Source organism: Bradyrhizobium sp. AS23.2 (assembly GCF_001908185.1).
Lineage (GTDB): Bacteria > Pseudomonadota > Alphaproteobacteria > Rhizobiales > Xanthobacteraceae > Bradyrhizobium.
This window is the reverse complement of the sequence record NZ_LGHM01000284.1, coordinates 1-21,558: the sequence shown is the minus strand read 5'-3', so window position 1 is coordinate 21,558 and position 21,558 is coordinate 1. Positions and strand designations below refer to the sequence as shown.

The following is a 21,558-nucleotide window of genomic DNA, read 5'->3' as shown; positions in this document are numbered from 1 at the left end:
TGACCGTTCCCACCGTCCAAACACCCGTACCGTTCACGTAGCTTCCCTGGCTCGGAGTCGCGCTCAGGAACGACAAGCCGGCGGGAAGCAGGTCCTGCACGCTGACGTTGGTGGCCGTGGTCGGTCCCACATTGCTCAGAGTGACGGTGAACGTGATGGTGTCCCCCACGTTCGGGGTCGGATTGGACACCGTCTTTGCGAGCTGAAGATCGGCCTGCTGCGGCGTGACGGTTACGCTCGCGCTATTGTTCCCGGAATTGGGGTCGGACTGATCGCTGTGGAAGATCGTGGCCGTGTTCGTCTGCGAACTGGGGCTGACCAGGGTGGCCTGCACTTGCAGTGTTTGCGGGGTGGCGGTCGTGACCGTTCCCACCGTCCAAACACCCGTACCGCTCGCGTAGCTTCCCTGGCTCGGAGTCGCGCTCAGGAACGACAAGCCGGCGGGAAGCAGGTCCTGCACAGTGACGTTGGTGGCGTCGTTCGGTCCCACATTGCTCAGAGTGACAGTGAAGGTGATGGTGTCCCCCACGTTCGGGGTCGGATTGGTCACCGTCTTGGTGAGTCCAAGATCGGCCTGCTGCGCCTGCGCGGCCTGTGAGCCGAAGGCGGCAAGCATGATGACGAGCAACAGCCCAAAGACGCCGACACGTCCCAGACCCGGTCCTATCGCGCGCACTCCGAAGCGCCGCGCCAAACGCGGTCTATCGGCGGTTGCACAAACCGCCGTAAAAGTGTCAACGACCTCCGACACTGCAGCCCCCAGCCGGAATCTAGCCTTATCGCGTCCGACTCTTAGCAGCCGGGGGCGTCCGACGAATTGGCTTGAGCGACTAAAAAATGTCCCAAAATTAGTTTGTGAAAACGTGTTGCAATCGCGACACAATCCGAAGTCCTTCCGCTGAGCACCTCTGCCGGAGACCCGAAGACTGTCAGAACAGTAATTGCAAGAAGGACTGGCGGTACTAAAGCTTGCAGCAATACACGTGGCTGCACGCCGGCTCCTTCGCGATCGGGCTTGCCGCCGTCGCGGTAGCGCTGAGATCGGGCCGGCCTGGAATTGCGGGTAGAAACGCGAAAGCGCGGTGCGCCGGCGCCGCCTCGTCACACCCAGCGTCGTACCCAAGCAACATAGCCGTCATAAGCAGCGCCGAACTGGCGGCGCATCTTGGCTTCCTCGAAGGGAATGTGGACCCAATTGGCCGTCGCGAACACGGCGATGGGCGCAATGAACATCGGCCAGGCCCCAACCCATACCGCAATGCCGAGCGAAAGAAGCACAAGACCCAGATACATCGGGTTGCGGGTGAACCGATAGGGACCGCGGGTGACCAGGGCGCGATTGGCAGGCGAGGTCGGTTCGATTTCGGTCCCCTCACGCCGAAACAGGACGAGAGCCCACACCGGCGGGACGAACGCGATGGCTACCAACGCCATTCCGAGCGGCGGAAGCGGTAGGCCGGGAAACCGCGGCCAGCCGAGTGACCAGCTCAGCGCCGTGCAGAGCAGGATGTAAATCAACGCCCAAATCGGCGGAGGAAGCTTCAGCATGATCGAGCCCTGCTGGAATCGACGCTCTATCGGCGTCTCGGTTGTTGTTGCGGCGTGCCGCTACCGCAACAATTTGCCCGCTTTGGGTCCACTGCGCCACCCCATTCAGCCCATCGAAGGTGTGTGTCACGAGGCGACGGCCCGACCACATCGTCGCGAGTGACTGATCTGCAACGGTCTCATCCCACCTTGCCGTCTCTCCACGGATAGGTCACCATCCCCTACCCGCCCAATAGAAGGCAAAGGGGACGAGGAACGCATGAACAAGCCGCAGGGCTTCGACCTCGTCGAGCGGGCGCGCGCGCTACAGCCGCTCATCATGAGCGAAGCCGACGAGATCGAGCGGACGCGGCGGCTGACGCCAGCCGTTACCTCCGCGCTGATCGAGAACGAGCTTTATCGCGCGCTGCTGCCGAAAAGTCTTGGCGGCAGCGAAGCAGCGCTTCAAGCGTTCATGCAGATGCAGGAGGAAGTGGCAAAAGCCGATGCCTCCACGGCCTGGTGCCTCGGCCAGTGCACGGTCTGCGCCATGATCGCGGCCTCGCTCGATCACGATACGGCGCATGAGATCTTCAACACAGCGCCAGGCATCCTCGCCTGGGGTGCGATCGCGCATGAGGCGCGCGCGGTCGAGGGCGGCTATCGCGTCACGGCGCGCTGGGACTTTGCCTCGGGCTCGCGGCAGGCGAGCTGGCTGGGGGCGCATGTCCGCATCATCAACGTCGACGGCACGCCGCGCAAAAATGCCGACGGGTCGCCGGAGGTACGCACCATCCTGTTTCCGGTCGCGAGCGCAACGTTGCATGACGTCTGGCAGGCGATCGGACTCGCCGGCACCGGCACGGACTCGTACGAAGTGAGCGACCTCTTCATCCCGGAGCGCTTCACGGCGCTTCGTGATGTGCCATCTGCGCTGCGTGAGAAAGGTCCGCTCTACAAAATTGGCACCGGTTCGACGTTCAGCCTCGGCTTTGCCGCGGCCTCACTCGGCGTGGCGCGCGCGACGCTGGACGCCGCGATCGCGCTGGCGCGCGCAAAACACCAGTCGCTGGCCGCACACGCCATGCGCGACAACCAGGCGGTCCAGGGCCTGATCGGCCGCACCGAAGGCGATTTGTGCGCCGCGCGCGCCTATCTCTACGCGACGGCGAATGCGATGTGGCACGACCTCGGTGCGACCGGAGAGTTCAGCCCGCAGCATCGCAGCGCGGTCCGGCTGGCGGCGACCTGGACCATCCACCAGTCGGCCAGGGTGGTCGACACCGCCTATCACATGGCTGGCGCAACCGCGGTGTTCCGCAGCAATCCGTTCGAACGACGGTTTCGTGACATGCACGCCATCGCCCAGCAGCTCCAGGCCCGCGACACGCATTACGAGGACGTCGGCAAGATGATCCTTTCAGGGAATCGCTAACGTCGACGAGCTGCGACGCTTTGTCCTTCCGTACACCCCCTCCCGCAAGACACCGCGGTGGGCGGTTTGCATGTGGCCCATCCATGAAGGCCGAGCACTTTCACGGCCTCCATGCGCTCACTGCATTGAGTCATGCAAAAGGATGGCAGCGCCCCGTTAAATCACGGAGCCTGTTGTTAAGCATTTTCTGGGACCTTTCCGCAAAACCAAGATCAATATTTGGAATGCGAATTTTCGATGCTCAAGATCAAGTCGATTGCGGCCCGCCTGATTCTCGCCATCGCACTCACCGTGGCAGTGGCCTGCGCCATCCTCTCCGGCTTCTCGATCACCCAGCAGCGGGCGCTGACACGGATGGCGCTCGATCAACAGCTCAAGCTGCAATATGAGAGCGTGATCGCCGCGATCGACTACGAGGGACGCGCCGCGCTTGCCGTCTCGTCCGTGATTGCCGCATTGCCGCCGGTCGGCGACGCCATCGCCAAGGGCGACCGTGAGGGCCTGGCCGCGCTGCTCGGCGACGCCAACAAGGCGCTGAAGGCGCAGGGCATCCCGTTGATGACCTTCCAGGTTCCACCCGCGGTGGTGTTTCAACGGGTCCATTTACCCAAGTCCTTCGGCGACGACGTCTCCGCGCGCCGCGAGACCGTCGTCGAGGCGATCAAGAACGGCCGCCAGATCGTCGGCGTCGAGCCGAGCCGCGAAGCCATCAGCATTTTCGGCATGACGCCGATCATGCGCGGCGGCAAGAACCTCGCCAACGTCGACATCGGCGCCGTCTTCGGCAAGGAATTCGTCGACCGCGCCAAGAAGCGCTTCGGCATCGACCTCGCCGTCTACTCCCTCGACGGCAAGGATTTGAACAAGCTGTCCTCGACCTTCGGCAACACCGTCGTCACGACGCTGGATCAGTTGAAGGGCGCCATCAACGGCGCGCCGCTGCTGCGCGAAGCCGAGCTCGACGGTCATCCGGTCGAGGTCTATGCGGGACCGATCAAGAACTACGCAGGCGCGCCGGTCGGCGTGCTCGAGATCATCAAGGACACGACCGAATACGAGGCGGCGTTCGCCACCGCCGAGCGCAATCTGATCCTTGGCACGGTCGCGATCCTCGCCGTTGCAATAGTGCTGGCGCTGCTGCTCGGACGCGGGCTGTCGCGTCCGCTCACGGCGATCACCGCCGTCATGAATCGGCTGTCGAGCGGCGACACCAGCGTCACCATCCCCGGCAGCGAGCGCCCGGACGAGCTCGGCACCATGGCCAAGGCGGTCGACGTGTTCCGCCGCAACATGCTTGAAGCCGGCGCGCTGCGCGAGGCGCAGGAGGCCGACAAGGCCAAAGCGGAGGTCGAGAAGCAGGCGCTGCAGCGCCAGATGGCCGATCGTTTCGAGGCCGACGTCAAGGGCGTGGTTGCCGCCGTCGCCAAGGCGACCGAGGGCATGCAGAGCGTCGCCGGCGAGATCACCTCCAGCGTCAACGGCACCTCGCAGCGTGCATCGGCCGCGACCATCGCCTCCGAAGAAGCCTCGACCAGCGTGAACGCCGTTGCCGCGGCGACCGAGGAGTTGGCCTCGTCGGTCAGTGAGATCGGCCGTCAGGTCACCCATTCGAGCGAGGTCGCGAGCGGCGCGGTGGTCAAGGCGACCGAGACGACGGAGATGGTCACGAGCCTCGCCGCCGCCGCCGAGCACATCGGCGACGTGCTGCGGCTGATCAGCGAGATCGCGAGCCAGACCAACCTGCTTGCGCTCAACGCCACGATCGAGGCCGCCCGCGCGGGCGACGCCGGCCGCGGCTTTGCCGTCGTCGCATCCGAGGTAAAGGAACTGGCCAGCCAGACCGCGAAAGCGACCGACGAGATCGCCAGCCAGGTCAGCGCGATCCAGGCCGCGACCGGCAATTGCGTCACCGCGATTTCGGGCATCAGCGACACCATCCGCGAGATCAGCGGCATCGCCGCGACCATTGCCGCCGCGGTGGAGCAGCAGGGCTCGGCGACGCGCGAGATCGCCCGCAGCGTGCAGCAGGCCTCTGCCGGCACCACCGACGTCTCGGCCAATGTCGCCGGCGCAAGCCAAGCCGCGGATCAGTCGCGCGCACTCGCCGGCAATGTGATGGTTGCCTCGGGCGAGCTCGGCCAGCACGCGTCCGCGCTGATGAAGAGCGTCGATACGTTCCTGGCGGGTCTTCGCGCGGCCTGACGGCCCGCGCGACTTTCGACGAACTCAGAGAGGCCGCCAATTGAGGTAGCCTGACCCGTTGTCGTCAGTGGATTGGCTTATCGCCGACCGACGAACCTTCAGGCGCCTCACTTCGACGGACGCGCCGTTGGCGGCGGCGTCAGCTCACGCGACCATGGTCTCGCGGCTGCCGCTCGAGAAGGTTCCCGCCAACGATCCACCAGCTGCTGATACGCGGGATTTTGGCGTCGAGCGACCACTCTTTTCCGCTTGTCGCGGCCCTTTCCTGGCGGTCTTGAGCATTCGACTCATTGGCAGAACGTCCTTCAGCAACTAAAAGCGGTAATCCCCTCCGCGATAACCGCACTGGTAATGACCTTCACCTCCTGGCAATTCGCAGTTTTCGTCTGCGTCGTCTTCGCCTTCTACTACCTGCCGTTTGTCCGAAGGCTGCAGGTGTATGTGCTGATCGCGGCCAGCCTGTTCTTCTACGGTTATGGTCAGCCCGAGCTGCTGCCGTTGCTCGTCGTTGCTGTCGTTGGAACGTGGGCATTTCTAGCCCTGTCCATCAAGCGGAGCCGCGCCTGGACCAAGTACGGCATCGTCTTCAATCTCGGCCTGCTTGCCTTCTTCAAGTACAAGTTCCTGTTCGTTGCCACGCCGGTCGCAACCGGGAGTGCCGTTAGCGATTTCCTGCTGAACCTTCCGCTGCCGATCGGCATCTCGTTTTTCGTTTTCCATAACATCAGCCTCTTGGTCGACCTTCCAAAGCAAGGTCGGGCGGCGACGGTGTGGGAGATCTTCCTCTACGTCATCTTCTTCCCCCAACTGATTTCCGGGCCTATCACGCAGGCTCGGAACTTTTTCCCGCAGATCCAGGAGAAACAGATCTCGAAGGTCCCCTTCGTGGAGGCCGCGCGTTGGCTGGTGCTTGGTTATTTCTTCAAGCTGTACTGCGCCAACAATCTGAACGAGATGACGTCCTACATGGCGCACCCTCTCTTTGAGACGGTGAAGACTGGCGACAAATGGCTCTTGATCTTCCTGTACAGTTTCCAGATCTATGCCGACTTCTTCGGCTACTCGTCGATTGCCGTCGGCCTCGCGTTGCTGTTCGGATATCGCTTGCCTGACAATTTCAACAGGCCATACATCTCGCGATCGATCGCCGAGTTTTGGCGCCGCTGGCATATTTCATTGTCGAGCTGGCTTCGAAATTATCTCTACATTCCGTTGGGCGGCAGCCGACACGGGCCGGCTCGCACCTACTTCAACCTGATCGCTGTCATGGGCCTGGGCGGTCTGTGGCACGGGGCAGGCTTGAGCTACCTGGTTTGGGGCTTGATGCACGGCGTCCTGCTGGCGGTCGAGCGCCCATTTCTCGACAAGCTGGACAGCGTCAGATCACCGGCTCTCCAGGCGCTCCGCGCCGCGATGGTCTTTCTCATCGTGTCGATGCTCTGGATATTCTTCAAGCTCCCCGATTTCGGCCAGGCGGCGAGCTACTTCGCCGGGCTCTTTACCGAGAGCACCGTCCAGAATCCGCCCAAGATATACCGGACCCTGGCCCTGGCCTATTCGCTGCCGGTCATTCTTCAGCACTTGATTCTGCCGCACCAGCCGCAAGGCGCCTGGGCCAGGGCGATCGAGCCGTTCGCATACGGCGCACTCGTCGCCTTGGCCTATGCCGAGGCCGGTCCAGAGTCGGCCTTCATCTACTTCCAATTCTGAGGGCAGCCCGGATGCTTTGGATGATCAAATTCTGCATCACGGCTGTGGTGGCGATCGCCGCGCTCAGACTGGGCGCCAGCTATGACGTTCATACGCTTGTCACCACCACCGATTCACAAAACCATGCGGTAGCGGCCAGGTACCTCAATCGATCGACGCACAACACCGTATTGGTGGGCAGCTCTCTGACATTCAGGCTATCCGAGAACTACTTCCGGTCCAGCGATGTCGAGAACCTGTCGCTGGCCGGAGGAGCTCCCGCGACAGGCATGGCGATCATCGCGGGGGCGCCGACACCAAAACTGGTCCTGGTCGAAGCGAACATCCTGAATCGCATCCTGGACGAGGGTTTCGTCAGCAGGCTGAATGACAGAAACTCCCCGGCTTTTCGGCCCGTCCGGTCTGCTGCGGCATACTATGAAACGTTGATGCACCCTCCCTTGAACAAGGAGCAAGTCAGATCCGGTGTCGATCGCCTGATTGCCCAGCCGCCCTCGGACGTCGTTGATTCTGCTCTCGTTCAATTCGCGATCAATGACGCGGCGACACGACCTTCGATCGATGCAGTTCGTCGCGGATTGTCCGATATCCGGAAATACAAGGAGCTGCTCGAGTCGAGAGGCGCCAAGGTCCTGCTGTTCCACATGCCCTACTCACTTCAGTACGAAGCCACTCCGTACGCAACCCTCAGCACTCAGATGGCATCAGAGGCTTTTCCGAACCCGGACTCCTGGCTGCCGATCAACGTTGACCCATTGCAATTGCGCTGGACGGACGGCGTCCACCTCGACGAGCGGTCCGCCGCGCTGGTTTCGCAGGCAATCGAAAAGTCGATTGAGAGCTCCGTATCCGGTGGTTCACTCTAACTGGCCCGAGAACGCCTTACCTTCCGGCCCCCGATGCGATGCGGTGCGGGTTGAGAGCCTTTGAGAGCCTCGGCCCGGTTAGGCCACCAGCGCGGTGTCGCCATCGATGCCGCGCTGCGCGGCCAGCAGGCTGATGATCTCCGCATTGGGCCGGGCCTTGCTGAACAGAAAACCCTGGCCCTCGTCGCAGCCTTCGGCTCGCAGGCAGCTCAGCTCGGCCTCGGTCTCGACGCCTTCGGCGGTGATGGTGACGCCGAGGCCTTTGCCGAGGCTGACGATGGAGCGGATGATTGCTTGCGCCTCGCGGTTGGCACCGAGATCGCGCACGAAGGACTGGTCTATCTTGATCTTGTCGAAGGGGAAGCTCCGCAAATAGCTGAGGCTCGAATAGCCGGTGCCGAAATCATCCATCGAGATACGCACGCCGAGCGCGCGCAGCGCATGCAGCGTCGCCAGCACCTGGGCGCTCTTCTCGAGCAGCAGGGTTTCGGTGATTTCCAGCTCGAGCCGCCTCGGCGGCAGACCGGAATGCTTCAGCGCGTCCGTCACCATCGAAAGCAGATTGCCGCCGCGGAACTGAAGCGGCGACAGGTTGACGGCGACGCGGACGTCGTCCGGCCAGGTCGCGGCCTCCAGGCAGGCACGGCGCAGCATCAGGCCGCCAAGCGGATTGATCAGCCCTGTTTCTTCCGCGACCGGAATGAAGTCGGCCGGCGAGACCATACCGCGCTCGGCATGCGGCCAGCGCACCAGCGCCTCGAAGCCGGTGATGCGCCCGCTCTGGAGGTCGATCAGCGGCTGGTAATAGGGCCGCAGCACGTCGTTCTGGATCGCGTCGCGCAGCTCGACCTCGATCTTGCGGCGGCTCTGCGCTTTCGCATCGAGCGCGGCCTCGAAGAAGGCGAAGGTGCCGCGCGCATCGGCCTTGGCGCGCGACAGCGCCATGTCGGCGCTCTTGAGCAGCTTTTCGGAATCGTCGCCATCGCCGGGGGCCATCGCGATGCCGATGGAGGCGCCGATCACCACGGAATTGCCGTCGAGCAGATAGGGATCGGCGATGGCTGTCAGGAGGCGGTTGGCCAGCAACACCGCGTCCTCAGGACGCGTCAGGCCGTTCTGCACGATCGCGAACTCGTCCGAGTTGAGCCGCGCCAGCGCGTCTTCCTCGCGCAGGGTCGAGCGCAGCCGCTTGGCAACGCCGCGCAAGAGCTTGTCGCCGACGGCGTGCCCCAGCGTGTCGTTGACCGCCTTGAAATTGTCGAGCCCCAGCATCAGCAGCGCCACCTTCTCGGGACTGCGCCGCGTATGCAGCAGCATCTCGTCCATCTGCTGGCGCAGCAGAGTACGGTTGGGCAGGCCGGTGAGCCCGTCATGTTGGGCCATGAAGGCAAGCCGCGCCTCGGCGCGCTTGCGCTCGGTGATGTCCATCAGCGCGAGCAGGACCGCGGGCCGCTCGGCATAGGTCAGCTCGCGGGAATAGATCGCAAGATCGATCAGCGCGCCGTCGGCCTTGACGTGCTTCCAGGTGCGTGCGGCCTGCTCCACGCTGGACCGGTCGGTGGTCCAGGGCGGCTTGCTGTCGAAGGCCTGCAGGGAGCGGATCTTCAGCTTCTCGAACTCGGCGCGGCTATAGCCGTAATGCGCAACCGCGGCATCGTTGACGCCGAGGATGCGCTCGTCGTCCAGCGCGCAGACGATCATGGGCACGGGATTGCCGTCGAACAGCAGGCGGAACGAGGCCTCGCGCTGCTTCAGTTCGGTGATGTCGACGCGCAGGCCGACGACGCCGCCGTCATCGGTGCGGCGTTCCTCGATCAGGATGACACGCCCGTCCGACAGCGTCTGCTCGTGGCGCTGGCCCGGCTCGTAGAGCTTCTTGAGTCGCTCGGCAATCCACTCGTCCTCGTGGCCGGCCGCTTCCGGATAATCGCCGCGGGCGACCCCGACGCGCAGCGTATCTTCGAGGCGCGCGCCTTCCGCGAACAGATCGGCAGTCTTGCTGTAGATCTCGGCGTATTGCTTGTTCCAGAGGACGTAGCGGCCTTCGGGGTCGAGAATCACGATACCCTGCGGCAGCATGTCGACGGCCTGGCGCAGCCGCTCATGCGATTTGCGCGCCCCAGTGATGGCCGCTTCAGCTTCCGCTCGGCTGTGCACGAGCTGATCGCGTCCCATGTCGCTTCCCATGGGCGGATGAGGCGTGCGCGCAAAGCGCGGCTTGCGCGGTTGCCGGGACCGGGCGAGCACGTCGCGCTTTCGCTTTTCTGTTCCTTTAGAACCCAAACTCAACTTCATACGCCCTGGACGCGCCCAGCGGCCGCAAGCTTTGGGGCAAGTGTCTGAAAAAAAAGTAATCTTGGGTGGTCTCGCCGCCCGAGGCCACGCCTTGCGGCCGTTGTGAACCGAACCGTTTCTGCCTGTTTGCGAGGCGCGAGCTGCGTCAACCGGCGCAACAAGCCTGTTGCCGCGTCGCAATCGGAAAGAGGCGTGGCGCAAAACCGCGCGCTCTCCATGAATCTATTCCGGATGCGCGCCCGATTGCATGCACGATGGAAGCGAGTCTCGTTCCGCGCACGAATTTTGATCAATGCAGGATACGGTTATCGCGCCGTTAATAATCGGACGGCACGAAAGCCCCACAGCCTTTGCCTCGGGAACATGAGGTCGCGCAGAGACGGCGGCTGTAAAGACACCGTGAGGCTGCGCCTTGCTGAAAGCCTAATTCTTAACCCTGACGCTGCGTTGGGTTATAAGGACGACAGCATGAGTCCCTGCCGCATCACCCCTCTCCTGCTTGTCATGTCGCTCCTGACCGCCGGCGCCGCGCTGGCCCAGGACAAGGGCAGCGTCACCCCGAAGCCGCTGCCGCCGCTCGCCAATCCCAATGATCCCAAGCTCGGCGCCAAGGAGCTGTTCGCGCGAAAGCTGCTGCCGTCGAAGGGGCCGGCCCATGTCATCGGCTCCTACGCCAAGGGATGCATCGGCGGCGCGGAGCAGATGCCGCTCAATGGCGACAATTGGCAGGTGATGCGGCTGTCGCGCAACCGCAACTACGGTTACCCCGGCATGATCGCGCTGATCAAGCGCCTCGCAGGCAAGGCGCACAAGGACGCCGGATGGCCGGGCATCCTGGTCGGCGACATCGGCCAGCCGCGCGGCGGCCCGGCGCTATCCGGCCACGCCAGCCACCAGATCGGTCTCGATGCCGACATCTGGCTGACGCCGATGCCGGACCGTCGGCTCTCGCGCGAGGAGCGCGAGGAGATGTCGGCGGTGATGATGGTGCGCCAGGACCGGCTCGACATCGATCCGAAAGTGTTCACGCCCGCCCACGTGCTGGTGCTGCGCGACGCGGCGCAGGAGCCGGCGGTGCAGCGCATCTTCGTCAATGCCGCGATCAAGAAGGCGCTGTGCCGCGAGGCCAAGGGCGATCGCTCATGGCTGTCGAAGATCCGGCCGTGGTGGGGCCACGACTATCACTTCCATATCCGCATGCGCTGCCCGGCAGGCGCCGGCGAATGCGAGGGCCAGCCGTCACAATCCGAGGACGAAGGCTGCATGCCCTCCGACCTCGCCTATTGGTTCAGCGACGCCGTGCTGCACCCGAAGCCGCCGCCGGAGCCGCCAAAGCCCAAGCCGCCGATGACGCTGGCGCAGATGCCGGCCGCCTGCAAAGCCGTGCTGCACGCGGCGGACGCGAAGCCGTAACGTAGAGCGGGGACGCACGCTGCCGCCAGCCCACCGCCGTCGTCCCGGACAAGCGTAGCGCAGATCCGGGACCCATACCCCCAGGGAGAGATCGCGGCGCGAGCTGTCAACTCCGAGTCCTCGCCAAACACAATCCTGTTGCTATGGATCCCGGATCTGCGCTTCGCTTGTCCGGGATGACGAGCGGAGATTGACGCTGCAGTTGAGCTCTCAACCATCATCTCTGCCAAGTCCGATGACGGACTGATGACTGGCTTCTCTTCCCTGAAATGCGCTAGGATCGCCCTTGCCGCCAGGCCGTAAGCCCGCGGCATCTCGGGATGCGCATCCCGTTCTCTGGCGAAGCCTGACTGCCAGCCCGCGCCCCTCGCGTGGCCAATGATGAGATTTGACATGCGCGTCCTCACCTTCCTCGCTGCGCTCTCGATCGGTGCGACCTCCGCTCTGGCCGCCGAAGAACCGAGCGGCTGCGACAAGTTCAAATGGCCGATCGAACGCGAGCGCGCCGCGCTCACGGCGCCGGACCGCGCCAAGCTGACGTCTGGGAGTGAGCAGGCTGCGCTGCCGTCATCGGCCATCACGCTGGGACTGGTCGCGCCCGCGGATGCCAAGCTGCCCTCGCCGCCAGAGCGCGCGCCGAAGGATGGCACCTTTGCCGGCTTCACGAGCATCAAGACCGCCAGGGCCGGGCTCTACACAATCAGCCTGTCCAGCGGGGCCTGGGTCGACGTGGTCCAGGACGGCCATTTCCTTAAACCTGTAGCCTTCAGCGGCGCCACCGACTGCGACGGCATCCGCAAGACCATGAAATACGAGCTGTCGGCGCAGCCCTTGGCGCTCCAGGTCAGCGGCGCCAGGGAGAATTCGCCGATCGCGATCCTGCCGGCGCAATAGACCCATACGTTGTTGTTTGCGCATGATCTTTTCGGAAAACCGCTGCACACTTTTCCGAATCATGCGTTAGGCCAACGGTCGCCTTTGACCTGAGGCCCCAGCCTGCTATCTTCGCAAGTGCGATACCCCTGCCGGCCGTAAGCCGTCGCAAGGCCCGTGGAACAGTGCTTCCGCCTGTCGCACCAGACCCACCCAACGCCAGATTTGCGCGTGCATTTTGTGCGCGCGATCTCGCACGGAGCGCTATCCATGATTCGTATTGCCGGACTTTTCACCGCTTTCGTGATCCTCGCGGGCGCGAGCCTTTCGCCCGCCGCCGCCGAGGACAAGACCATCACCGTGTTCGCTGCCGCCTCGATGAAGAACGCGCTCGACGAGATCGACGCCGCCTACACCGCCAAGACCGGCGTCAAGTTCAGCGTCAGCTATGCCGCGAGCTCGGTGCTCGCCAGGCAGATCGAGCAGGGCGCGCCGGCCGACGTGTTCGTCTCGGCCGACACCGACTGGATGGACTACGCGACGAACAAGAAGACCGTCAACGAGCCGACCCGCGTCAATCTGCTCGGCAACAGCATCGTGCTGATCGCACCGAAGGATTCCAGGATCGACAACGTCACGATTGCGCAGGGCTTCGACCTGGCAAAACTCGCCGGCGACGGCAGGATCGCAACCGGCGACGTCAAGTCCGTGCCGGTCGGCAAATACGCCAAGACCGCCCTTGAGAAGCTGGGCGCGTGGCAGGCGGCCGAGCCGAAATTCGCCATGGCCGACAGCGTGCGCGCCGCACTGACGCTGGTCGCCCGCGGCGAGGCTGCGCTCGGCATCGTCTATTCCACCGATGCCAAGGTCGAGCCCGGCGTGAAGATCGTCGGCACCTTCCCGGCGGACTCGCACCCCGCGATTATCTATCCCGTCGCAGCGACCACGACCGCAAAGGGCGAGACCAATGACTATCTCGCCTTCCTGCGCTCGACGCCGGCCAAGACCATTCTGGAAAAGTACGGGTTCAAATTCCTGATCAACCCGACCACTTGATTTTTGCGACCTGATTTTACGATTTGATGCTCGACATCACTCCCACCGAATGGACGGCGATCCTGCTCTCGCTCAGGGTCGCTGTCATCGCAACGCTGGTGGCGACGCCGTTTGGCATCGCGCTGGCGTGGCTGCTCGCGCGGCGTGAATTCTGGGGTAAGTCGGTCCTCGACGCGCTGGTGCATCTTCCGCTGGTGGTGCCGCCGGTCGTGACCGGCTATCTCCTGCTCCTCACCTTCGGCCGGCGCGGCCTCGTCGGCGCCTTCCTCGCCGATCATCTCGGCATCGTCTTCGCCTTCCGCTGGACCGGCGCGGCGCTCGCCTGCGGCGTGATGTCGTTTCCGCTGCTGGTGCGCCCGATGCGGCTGTCGATCGAGGCAATCGACCGCCGGCTCGAGCAGGCGGCCGAGACACTCGGCGCCGCCCCCTGGAAGGTATTCTTCACGGTGACGCTGCCGCTGGCGCTGCCCGGTGTACTCGCCGGCATGGTGCTCGGCTTCGCCAAGGCGATCGGTGAGTTCGGCGCGACCATCACCTTCGTCTCCAACATTCCCGGCGAGACCCAGACGATTTCCTCGGCGATCTATTCGCTGATCCAGACGCCCGACGGCGACGCGGCTGCGGGACGACTCGTGATCGTCTCGATTGTGCTCGCACTCGGAGCACTGATTGTCGCCGAGTGGTTCGCCCGCCGCGCCACCGCGCGCCTGCACGGGAACTGACCATGCTGCGCGTCGACGTCGAAAAACAACTCGGTGAATTCACGCTCGCGGCGTCCTTCAGCAGCGAGGGCCGCGTCACCGGCCTGTTCGGCGCATCGGGCGCCGGCAAGAGCTCGCTGGTCAACATGATCGCGGGCCTGTTGCGTCCTGACCGCGGCACCATCGTGATCGACGGTGAGACCGTCGACGATACCGCGGCCGGCATCCACGTTCCGACCTGGCGCCGCCGGATCGGTTATGTGTTCCAGGACGCCCGGCTGTTTCCGCACCTCAACGTCGCGCAAAATCTCGACTATGGCCGGCGAATGAACAACCTCGCGCCTGATCCTGCGCAATACAGGCGCGTCATCGACCTGCTCGACATCGGAGCCCTGCTCGACCGCCGCCCCGGAAAGCTCTCCGGCGGCGAGCGCCAGCGCGTCGCACTCGGTCGCGCGTTGCTGTCCCGGCCGCGTCTGTTGCTGCTCGACGAGCCGCTCGGCGCGCTCGATGAGGGCCGCAAGCTCGAGATCCTGCCCTATTTGGTGCGGCTGCGGGATGAGGCCAATGTGCCGATGGTCTATGTCAGCCACGACGCCGCCGAGCTGCGCCAGCTCGCAACGCAGATCGTGATGCTGAAGCAGGGCCGCGTGACATCGTTCGGTGGCGTGAAGGTGCTGACGTGAGGGGTGTTGGCTAGAGGCACTCTGCCAACCCATTCCGTGCCGTCGTCCCCGCGAAAGCGGGGACCCATAGCCCCAGGGAGGAATTGCGGCGCGAGACTAGTAACCACGAGCCTTCGTCCAACTACTCCCTGTGGTTATGGGTCCCGGGCTCGCGCTTCGCGCGCCCCGGGACGACGGGTGAGAATGACGCTATTTCATCGCGTCATTCCAAGATTGCGAGGGCCTACCAGCCGCGATCGACGTTGCGCACTTCGCCGGTCCTGGCGTCGACATCGACCTCCATCCAGCGGCCGGCGCGGTCGCGCCCCTCGATCTGCCATTCATCCCCGAGGAACTGGGTGTGCGAAATGGTCATGACGCCGATATCGGTGGCGACGTCGAGCGCGGCCTGCATCGAGATCTGATCGCCCGTGTCATAGGCCATCGCCGGCGCCGCCGATCCCAGGCCGATCGCGACAATCGCCGGCAAGATGAATTTTCGCATGGAGTGCTCCTGTCAGATAGGTTGACCGTTACGCGGCTAAGAACTGATAGCGCGACGGAGCGTTCCGGGTGCAGGGGTCACGAAACCGCGCAAATCTTCGGCGGTTCCGGCAATTTTGTGTCGGTTCCGCGCGTAGCGCGGCCCGATGACAGGCTCCGCGAAGCAATCCAGACTATCTCCGCGGAAATACTCCGGCTTGCTTCGTCGCATCAGCGCAAAATTGCTACGCAATTTTGTCGCGAGCTCCTCGCAACGACGGCGGAGAACGCGGCGAGGTGCCGATCGCCCCCTACTGCTTCTTGATCAAGCTCCACTTCGTGATCACGGCCTCGCTGATCTGGCCGGGATCGCTGGCGCAGGCGACCTCATCAACCTTGACCGAGATCGCCTTGCCGACAAACGATTTCAGCTGCGCGGCCTGCGCGTCGCTGGAGGTGACGAGCTGGAAGGTTTCGGGGCCGGTCTCGAGGTTGCACAGCCCGTTCGGCGGCGGCAGGCGACGCGGTTCGGAGGTGATCTGGTAGGTCGCAACCCTCTTGCCGGCGTTCTTGGCGTCGCGGACCTTCATTGCGTTCAATTCGCCCGAGAGCACGTCGCCGGTGTTGATCGGCTTGCCGGGCTTCGACGCCGGCGGCGCCTCGTCGTCCTGTTGCGCGGAGACGGCGGGGGTCACCACCGCCATCATCATCGCGACCAAAGCCAATCGTTTGGCGAATCGTTTCGTCATGTCGTCCGTTCCGTGACTTCTGTAGGATTGCTAGAACAGGGTGCGCTGCCGCATCGCGGCCGATAGCGTACCTTCATCGAGATAATCAAGCTCGCCGCCGACGGGCACGCCATGCGCAAGGCGCGTCACCTTCACATTGGCGTCCTGAAGCAGGTCGGTGATGTAGTGCGCCGTGGTCTGGCCGTCCACCGTCGCATTCAGCGCAAGGATGATTTCGTTCACCTGCGGATCATGCGCGCGCGCCACCAGCGCGTCGATGGTGAGATCCTGCGGGCCGACGCCATCGAGCGGCGACAAGGTCGCACCCAGCACATGATAGCGCCCTTGAGTCGCATTGGCCCGCTCCAGCGCCCAGAGGTCGGCGACATCCGCAACGACGACGATGATGGCAGGATCGCGCCTCGGATCGGTGCAGACGGTGCAGGGATTCTGCGTGTCGATGTTGCCGCAGGTCTTGCAGACCTGGACCTTGTCGAGAGCGACCTGCAAGGCAGAAGACAGCGGCATCATCAGCGCTTCGCGCTTCTTGATCAGATGCAGCGCCGCACGCCGCGCGGATCGCGGACCGAGGCCCGGCAGCCGTGCGAGAAGCTGGACCAGCCGCTCGATTTCGGGACCTGCAACGGCGCCCATGTTATTGGCCGAACAGCCCCGGCGGCAGACCGAGGCCGCCGGTGAGCGACTGCATCTTCTCCTGCATCGCAGCCTCGGCCTTGCGGCGGGCCTCGCCAAAGGCCGTGACGAGCAGGTCTTCCAGCACCTCGCGCTCTTCCGGCTTCATCAGCGAGGCATCGATCTTGACGCCCTTGACGTCCATTTTCGCGGTCATGCGCACGGCGACGAGACCGCCGCCGGAGATGCCTTCGACTTCGACGTTGCCGAGCTCGTCCTGCATCGCCTGCATCTTGGATTGCAGCTGCGCCGCCTGCTTCATCATGCCGAGAAAATCAGCCATGGGTGCGTGTCCTTTGTTGGCACGATAGTCGTCATCGCGCCTGAGCTTATGTTTGAGCATGATCTGATCGGAAAACGCTTCACGCTTTGCGCTACGCGGCCCTTCGGGTCCGGATCATGCTCTAGAGATCGTCGCCGTCGGAACCGTCGGGCGGATCGTCACTGCCATAGTCGGCGTTAATATTGGATTCCGGCGTCTCGGGGGCAAGCCTGCGGACCTCGACGACCTTCGATCCGGGGAAGCGCGACAGCACCTCCTGCACGCGCGGATCGGCCTCGGCGGTGCGCGCATGCTCCTGCTTGGCGGCCTGGTTCACCGACCGCAGCGTCGGCTGGCCCTGCTCGTTGGAGACGATCACGGTCCAGCGCCGGCCGGTCCAGAGCTCGAACTTGCGCGCAAGCTCGGTGATGGTGGTCTTGGACGCGTTCGGCTCGAGCGCGACCTCCAGCCGGCCCTCCTCGAAACGGACGAGGCGCATGTCGCCTTCGAGCGCGCCCTTGGTCATGAGGTCGCGCTTCTGCCCGGCGAGCGCGACGAGCTGCGTGAAGCTCGTGATGCGCAGTTGGGGTGCAGCCCCTTGCGGATTAGGCGCAGGTGCCGCCATCTGCGGACGGGCACCACCACCGCCGAACGAGGACGGCGACGAGGTCGGTGCACGGACCGGCGCAGCAGAAGCAACAGGCGCTGCGGAGGCAACAGGCGCGGCCGGCGTGCTGCGCGCGGCACTGCCGCCGCTCACGACCGACGAGCCGCCGCCATTCTGCTCCAGCATCCTGATGGCCTCGTCCGGCGTCGGCAGGTCGGCGACATAGGCGATGCGCACCAGCACCATCTCGGCGGCAGCGGCGGGCCGCGTCGCGGCCTGCACCTCGGTGATGCCCTTGAGCAGCATCTGCCACATCCGCGACAGCACCCGCATCGAGATCTTCGAGGCGAAGTCCCGCGCACGCACCCGCTCGGTCTCGCCATAGGCGACGTTGTCGGCTGTCGCCGGAACGATCTTCACGCGGGTGACGAAGTTGACGAATTCGGCAAGGTCCGAGAGCACGACGATGGGATCGGCACCGACGTCGTACTGGTCGCGGAACTCCTTGAAGGCGGCAGCGATGTCGCCGCGTACCAGCGAATCGAAGAGGTCGATGACGCGGGTGCGGTCGGCGAGCCCCAGCATCTGCCTGACCGCATCGGCCTTCACCTGCCCTGCCGCATGCGCGATGGCCTGGTCGAGCAGCGACAGCGAATCACGGACCGAGCCTTCGGCCGCGCGCGCGATGATGCCGAGCGCCTCCGGCTCGATCTCGACGCTCTCCTTCGCCGCGATATTGGCGAGGTGCTTCATCAGCACGTCGGCCTCGACGCGGCGCAGGTCGAAACGCTGGCAGCGCGACAGCACCGTCACTGGAACCTTGCGGATCTCGGTGGTCGCGAACACGAATTTGGCGTGCTCCGGTGGTTCCTCCAGCGTCTTCAGGAAGGCGTTGAACGCCGCCGTCGACAGCATGTGGACTTCGTCGATGATGTAGACCTTGTAGCGGGCGCTCGCCGGCGCATAGCGCACGCTGTCATTGATCTGGCGGACGTCGTCGACGCCGGTATGCGACGCCGCGTCCATCTCCAGCACGTCGATGTGCCGGCTTTCCATGATCGCCTGGCAATGCACGCCAAGCGTCGGCATGTGGATGGTCGGGCCCTTCACCGAGCCGTCCGGCATCTCGTAGTTGAGTGCACGGGCGAGGATGCGCGCCGTGGTGGTCTTGCCGACGCCGCGGACACCGGTGAGGATCCAGGCTTGCGGGATGCGCCCGGTCTCGAACGCATTGGAGACGGTGCGGACCACAGCTTCCTGGCCGATCAGATCGTCGAAGCTGGAGGGACGGTATTTGCGCGCCAGGACCCGATAAGGCGTGCCCGGCTGGGCACCGAGGGCAAAGCCAGCCTGGCTGGCGCTGTCGGAAGTGGGAGGGGCGCCGGCGTCGGTCATCGGTCGATCCGCAATGAAATGTCTCTCGGCCGGCTTTTGCGGAAAGGAGCGCGCTGGCGGGAAGCCCGCCGGCGCTATTCGCTCGGAAAAACAGGTAGGAGACTGACGAGCGACCCGATCCGGACCTCGTTAGGGCTGCTTCCTTCCGGACCTGACCCGGTTGGCGAGTGGCTCGTCCACCGCCAATCTCCCGATCCCTATTTGGGGCCAAAAGGGCGGGAAAGCAAGCGGGTATCACTTTGTACAGCTTGATCTTGCCCAGCATCCGGGCAATTCCGGGTCTGCCCGGACAATAGGCTGTGCTTTCGCTGCCAAGGCCGCCTTGGTATGAACGCTGCCGGAACTTCACCCAACCAGAAAAGCGATTGATCCCAATGGTTACACGTCGTGATGTTGCATCGATTGTCGGACTTGGCGCCATCGGCGCGGTGACCGCGGGCGCGCTGGCCTCGCCGGCGGTGGCCCAGGCGGCCGATCCCAACGAATCGACCTTCGCCCGCATCCGCCGGACCAAGAAGATGCGGATCGGCGCCGTCGGCGGCGGCGCGCCCTATTACATGAAGGACCTCGCAAGCGGCCAGTGGAAGGGTTTCTACATCGACATCGCCAAGGCGCTCGCCGACGACATGGAGGCCGAGCTCGAGATCACCGAGACCACCTGGGGCAATTCGGTGCTGGATCTGCAATCCAACAAGATCGACATCTTCTTCGGCCTCAACCCGACCCCTAAGCGCGCGCTGGTCGTCGATTTCTCGGTGCCGGTCTTCAACAACGCCTTCGGCATCCTCTGCAAGAAGGACTTCAAGCCGAAGACCTGGGCCGAGCTCAACTCGCCCGACATCAAGATCGCCGTCGACCAGGGTTCGTCCCACGACCAGGTCGTCAGCCGCCTGACGCCGAAGGCGCAGATCTCGCGGCTGAAGACCGCCGACGACGCCACCGCAGCGCTGCAGACCGGCCGCGTCGACGCGCAGTGCCTGATCACCATGCTGTCGCTGACCGTGCTCAAGAAGAACCCCTCGCTCGGCCAGTTCGTGCTGCCGACCCCGGTGTTCGCCACCACGTCCAACGCCGGCTTCCGCCGCGAGAACGACAAGACCTTTCGCGACTACGTCAACACCTGGATCGACTTCAACAAGGGCCTCGGCTTCATCCGCAACGCGATCATCACCAACATGGAGCTGGTCGGCGTGACGGAAGCGGACATTCCGCCGGGCGTTTCGCTGTAAGCTTCCACTGTCATTCCGGGGCGCCCGCAGGGCGAACCCGGAATCTCGAGGTTCCGGGTTCGATGCTTTGCATCGCCCCGGAACGACAAGGCCAGCGGCCAAGGCGCACGCGAGTTAGGCACGCATGTATCAGTGGGACTTCGGCATCCTCTGGAGCTATCGCTGGCTCTTTCTCAACGGTCTCGGCGTCACCGTCGGCTTCACCGTGGTGATCGTGCTGCTCGGACTGGTCTTCGGCCTGTTCGGCGCATTCGGCAGCCTGTCGCGCTTCAAGGCGGTGCGCCTGGTCGCGCTCACCTTCATCGAGGCGTTCCGCTGCACGCCGATTCTGGTGCAGCTGATCTGGTTCTACTATGCGCTGCCGATCCTCGCCGGCGTCGAGATGACGCCGATCACGGCCTCGGCGCTGGCGCTCTCGCTGTACGGCGGCTCGTTCTATTCGGAGATCATCCGCGGCGGCATCATCTCGATCGACCGCGGCCAGTCGGAAGCGGGCGCAGCGCTCGGCATGACGCCGGGCCAGACCATGCGGCGTATCGTGCTGCCGCAGGCGATCAAGCGCATGATCCCGGCGCTGATGAACCAGTCGATCATCCAGTTCAAGAATACCTCGCTGGTCTCGGTGCTCGCTGTGCCCGACCTCGTCTATCAGAGCCAGGTCGCCGCCCATGACAGCTACCGGCCGCTCGAGACCTACACCGCGGTCGCGGTCGCCTATGCGGCGATCCTGATTCCCCTGACCATCATCGTCCGGCGCGGCGAGAAGCGACTGGCGGTCAGCGAATGAACGACACGTCAAAAATCCAGATCCGTGGCCTGCGCAAGAGCTTTGGCAGCAACGAGGTTTTGAAGAACATCAGTCTCGACGTCGCCAAGGGCGGCGTCGTCGCGCTGATCGGCCCGTCAGGCTCGGGCAAATCGACGCTGCTCCGCTGCATCAATCTCCTGGTCGTGCCCGACGGCGGCAGCGTCCGCGTCGGCGACACGCGCTTCGCATTCGGCGAGGGCGCCAAGCTGCCCGACGTGAAGACACTGGCAAAATTCCGCGCCACCACCGGCATGGTGTTCCAGCATTTCAACCTGTTCCCGCACATGACGACGCTCCAGAACGTGATGGAGGGACCGGTCACGGTGCGGCGCATGGCCAAGGCCGACGCCGAGAAGCTCGCTCGCGCGCAGCTCGCAAAGGTCGGGCTCGCAGAGAAGGCGGACCAATACCCGGCGACGCTCTCCGGCGGGCAGAAGCAGCGCGTCGCAATCGCGCGCGCTCTCGCGATGGAGCCGGACGTCATGCTGTTCGACGAGGCAACCTCGGCGCTCGATCCCGAGCTCGTCGGCGAGGTGCTGAACGTCATGCAGCGGCTGGCATCCGAGGGCATGACCATGGTGATCGTGACCCACGAGATCGCCTTCGCCCG

The 21,558-nt window shown here is 64.3% G+C and carries 20 protein-coding genes and 1 other RNA gene; 12 read left to right on the top strand and 9 right to left on the bottom strand.

The annotated features are described in order from the left end of the window. Both AC630_RS41220 and AC630_RS41215 read right to left on the bottom strand, forming a co-directional pair. Positions 1–676 (bottom strand): DUF11 domain-containing protein (locus AC630_RS41220; protein ID WP_143198727.1); only part of this gene is annotated, 676 nt, incomplete at its 3' end. Between the two features lie 425 nt (positions 677–1,101). Further along, positions 1,102–1,548: a methyltransferase family protein gene (locus tag AC630_RS41215; RefSeq protein ID WP_074124108.1), complete on the bottom strand. Its 447-nt coding sequence runs from the start codon at positions 1,546–1,548 to the stop codon at positions 1,102–1,104. Between the two features lie 259 nt (positions 1,549–1,807). Between AC630_RS41215 and AC630_RS41210 the strand changes: the two genes are divergently transcribed. From AC630_RS41210 to AC630_RS41195, 4 genes are all read left to right on the top strand, one after another. Continuing rightward, a complete protein-coding gene (locus AC630_RS41210) occupies positions 1,808–2,962 on the top strand; it encodes an acyl-CoA dehydrogenase family protein (RefSeq protein WP_074124106.1) in 1,155 nt (384 codons plus the stop codon). A 237-nt stretch (positions 2,963–3,199) separates the two neighbouring features. Next, a complete protein-coding gene (locus AC630_RS41205) occupies positions 3,200–5,164 on the top strand; it encodes a methyl-accepting chemotaxis protein (protein WP_074124114.1) in 1,965 nt (654 codons plus the stop codon). 249 nt (positions 5,165–5,413) lie between these two features. Beyond that, positions 5,414–6,874 (top strand): MBOAT family O-acyltransferase, encoded by a 1,461-nt coding sequence (locus AC630_RS41200; protein ID WP_143198726.1) that lies wholly within the window; start codon positions 5,414–5,416, stop codon positions 6,872–6,874. Positions 6,875–6,894: 20 nt separating this feature from the next. Beyond that, positions 6,895–7,740 carry an SGNH/GDSL hydrolase family protein gene (locus AC630_RS41195; RefSeq protein WP_143198725.1) on the top strand — a complete coding sequence of 282 codons (846 nt, stop codon included), beginning with the start codon at positions 6,895–6,897 and terminating at the stop codon, positions 7,738–7,740. A gap of 78 nt (positions 7,741–7,818) precedes the next feature. Here AC630_RS41195 and AC630_RS41190 read toward each other — a convergent pair whose 3' ends face one another. Beyond that, on the bottom strand, positions 7,819–9,927 hold the full coding sequence (locus AC630_RS41190; RefSeq protein ID WP_245330662.1) for a putative bifunctional diguanylate cyclase/phosphodiesterase: 2,109 nt from the start codon (positions 9,925–9,927) through the stop codon (positions 7,819–7,821). Positions 9,928–10,503: 576 nt separating this feature from the next. Here AC630_RS41190 and mepA point away from each other — a divergent pair. The 5 genes from mepA to modC all read left to right on the top strand — a co-directional run bounded on the left by mepA (position 10,504) and on the right by modC (position 14,764). Further along, entirely contained in the window at positions 10,504–11,448 is a 945-nt protein-coding gene (gene mepA, locus AC630_RS41185; RefSeq protein WP_074124112.1) for a penicillin-insensitive murein endopeptidase, read from the top strand. 393 nt (positions 11,449–11,841) lie between these two features. Next, positions 11,842–12,342, top strand: coding sequence for a hypothetical protein (locus AC630_RS41180; protein ID WP_074124098.1), 501 nt, complete (start codon positions 11,842–11,844; stop codon positions 12,340–12,342). Between the two features lie 249 nt (positions 12,343–12,591). Further along, complete coding sequence (gene modA, locus AC630_RS41175) at positions 12,592–13,377, top strand: molybdate ABC transporter substrate-binding protein (RefSeq protein WP_074124095.1); 786 nt, start codon at positions 12,592–12,594, stop codon at positions 13,375–13,377. A 26-nt stretch (positions 13,378–13,403) separates the two neighbouring features. Next, positions 13,404–14,099, top strand: coding sequence for a molybdate ABC transporter permease subunit (gene modB, locus AC630_RS41170; RefSeq protein WP_074124093.1), 696 nt, complete (start codon positions 13,404–13,406; stop codon positions 14,097–14,099). A gap of 2 nt (positions 14,100–14,101) precedes the next feature. Then, complete coding sequence (gene modC, locus AC630_RS41165; protein WP_074124111.1) at positions 14,102–14,764, top strand: molybdenum ABC transporter ATP-binding protein; 663 nt, start codon at positions 14,102–14,104, stop codon at positions 14,762–14,764. A gap of 223 nt (positions 14,765–14,987) precedes the next feature. Here modC and AC630_RS41160 read toward each other — a convergent pair whose 3' ends face one another. The 6 genes from AC630_RS41160 to ffs form a co-directional block, all read right to left on the bottom strand. Further along, entirely contained in the window at positions 14,988–15,248 is a 261-nt protein-coding gene (locus tag AC630_RS41160) for a PepSY domain-containing protein (RefSeq protein WP_074124091.1), read from the bottom strand. A 289-nt stretch (positions 15,249–15,537) separates the two neighbouring features. Next, the gene (locus AC630_RS41155) at positions 15,538–15,975 is read right to left on the bottom strand and encodes a hypothetical protein (RefSeq protein WP_074124089.1); all 438 of its coding nucleotides are present in this window, start codon (positions 15,973–15,975) and stop codon (positions 15,538–15,540) included. Positions 15,976–16,005: 30 nt separating this feature from the next. Further along, positions 16,006–16,608, bottom strand: coding sequence for a recombination mediator RecR (gene recR, locus AC630_RS41150; protein WP_074124087.1), 603 nt, complete (start codon positions 16,606–16,608; stop codon positions 16,006–16,008). Position 16,609: 1 nt separating this feature from the next. Then, positions 16,610–16,930 carry a YbaB/EbfC family nucleoid-associated protein gene (locus AC630_RS41145; protein WP_074124109.1) on the bottom strand — a complete coding sequence of 107 codons (321 nt, stop codon included), beginning with the start codon at positions 16,928–16,930 and terminating at the stop codon, positions 16,610–16,612. A 121-nt stretch (positions 16,931–17,051) separates the two neighbouring features. Continuing rightward, complete coding sequence (locus tag AC630_RS41140) at positions 17,052–18,911, bottom strand: DNA polymerase III subunit gamma/tau (protein ID WP_074124085.1); 1,860 nt, start codon at positions 18,909–18,911, stop codon at positions 17,052–17,054. A gap of 94 nt (positions 18,912–19,005) precedes the next feature. Continuing rightward, positions 19,006–19,102, bottom strand: an RNA gene (ffs, locus tag AC630_RS41135) — signal recognition particle sRNA small type. Between the two features lie 183 nt (positions 19,103–19,285). On the opposite strand from ffs, the gene AC630_RS41130 reads away from it, so the two are divergent. From AC630_RS41130 to AC630_RS41120, 3 genes are all read left to right on the top strand, one after another. Continuing rightward, positions 19,286–20,140 (top strand): transporter substrate-binding domain-containing protein, encoded by an 855-nt coding sequence (locus AC630_RS41130; RefSeq protein ID WP_074124083.1) that lies wholly within the window; start codon positions 19,286–19,288, stop codon positions 20,138–20,140. A 124-nt stretch (positions 20,141–20,264) separates the two neighbouring features. Continuing rightward, positions 20,265–20,927 (top strand): amino acid ABC transporter permease, encoded by a 663-nt coding sequence (locus tag AC630_RS41125; RefSeq protein WP_074124081.1) that lies wholly within the window; start codon positions 20,265–20,267, stop codon positions 20,925–20,927. Continuing rightward, the coding region (locus AC630_RS41120; protein ID WP_074124079.1) for an amino acid ABC transporter ATP-binding protein at positions 20,924–21,558 on the top strand (635 nt) is incomplete at its 3' end. The genes AC630_RS41125 and AC630_RS41120, both read left to right, overlap by 4 nt.

Coding starts and splice junctions, on each gene's coding strand:
- AC630_RS41215 (WP_074124108.1), bottom strand. CDS start 1,548: ATGCTGAAGCTTCCTCCGCCGATTTGGGCGTTGATTTACATCCTGCTC.
- AC630_RS41210 (WP_074124106.1), top strand. CDS start 1,808: ATGAACAAGCCGCAGGGCTTCGACCTCGTCGAGCGGGCGCGCGCGCTA.
- AC630_RS41205 (WP_074124114.1), top strand. CDS start 3,200: ATGCTCAAGATCAAGTCGATTGCGGCCCGCCTGATTCTCGCCATCGCA.
- AC630_RS41195 (WP_143198725.1), top strand. CDS start 6,895: ATGATCAAATTCTGCATCACGGCTGTGGTGGCGATCGCCGCGCTCAGA.
- AC630_RS41190 (WP_245330662.1), bottom strand. CDS start 9,927: ATGGGAAGCGACATGGGACGCGATCAGCTCGTGCACAGCCGAGCGGAA.
- mepA (WP_074124112.1), top strand. CDS start 10,504: ATGAGTCCCTGCCGCATCACCCCTCTCCTGCTTGTCATGTCGCTCCTG.
- AC630_RS41180 (WP_074124098.1), top strand. CDS start 11,842: ATGCGCGTCCTCACCTTCCTCGCTGCGCTCTCGATCGGTGCGACCTCC.
- modA (WP_074124095.1), top strand. CDS start 12,592: ATGATTCGTATTGCCGGACTTTTCACCGCTTTCGTGATCCTCGCGGGC.
- modB (WP_074124093.1), top strand. CDS start 13,404: ATGCTCGACATCACTCCCACCGAATGGACGGCGATCCTGCTCTCGCTC.
- modC (WP_074124111.1), top strand. CDS start 14,102: ATGCTGCGCGTCGACGTCGAAAAACAACTCGGTGAATTCACGCTCGCG.
- AC630_RS41160 (WP_074124091.1), bottom strand. CDS start 15,248: ATGCGAAAATTCATCTTGCCGGCGATTGTCGCGATCGGCCTGGGATCG.
- AC630_RS41155 (WP_074124089.1), bottom strand. CDS start 15,975: ATGACGAAACGATTCGCCAAACGATTGGCTTTGGTCGCGATGATGATG.
- recR (WP_074124087.1), bottom strand. CDS start 16,608: ATGGGCGCCGTTGCAGGTCCCGAAATCGAGCGGCTGGTCCAGCTTCTC.
- AC630_RS41145 (WP_074124109.1), bottom strand. CDS start 16,930: ATGGCTGATTTTCTCGGCATGATGAAGCAGGCGGCGCAGCTGCAATCC.
- AC630_RS41140 (WP_074124085.1), bottom strand. CDS start 18,911: ATGACCGACGCCGGCGCCCCTCCCACTTCCGACAGCGCCAGCCAGGCT.
- AC630_RS41130 (WP_074124083.1), top strand. CDS start 19,286: ATGGTTACACGTCGTGATGTTGCATCGATTGTCGGACTTGGCGCCATC.
- AC630_RS41125 (WP_074124081.1), top strand. CDS start 20,265: ATGTATCAGTGGGACTTCGGCATCCTCTGGAGCTATCGCTGGCTCTTT.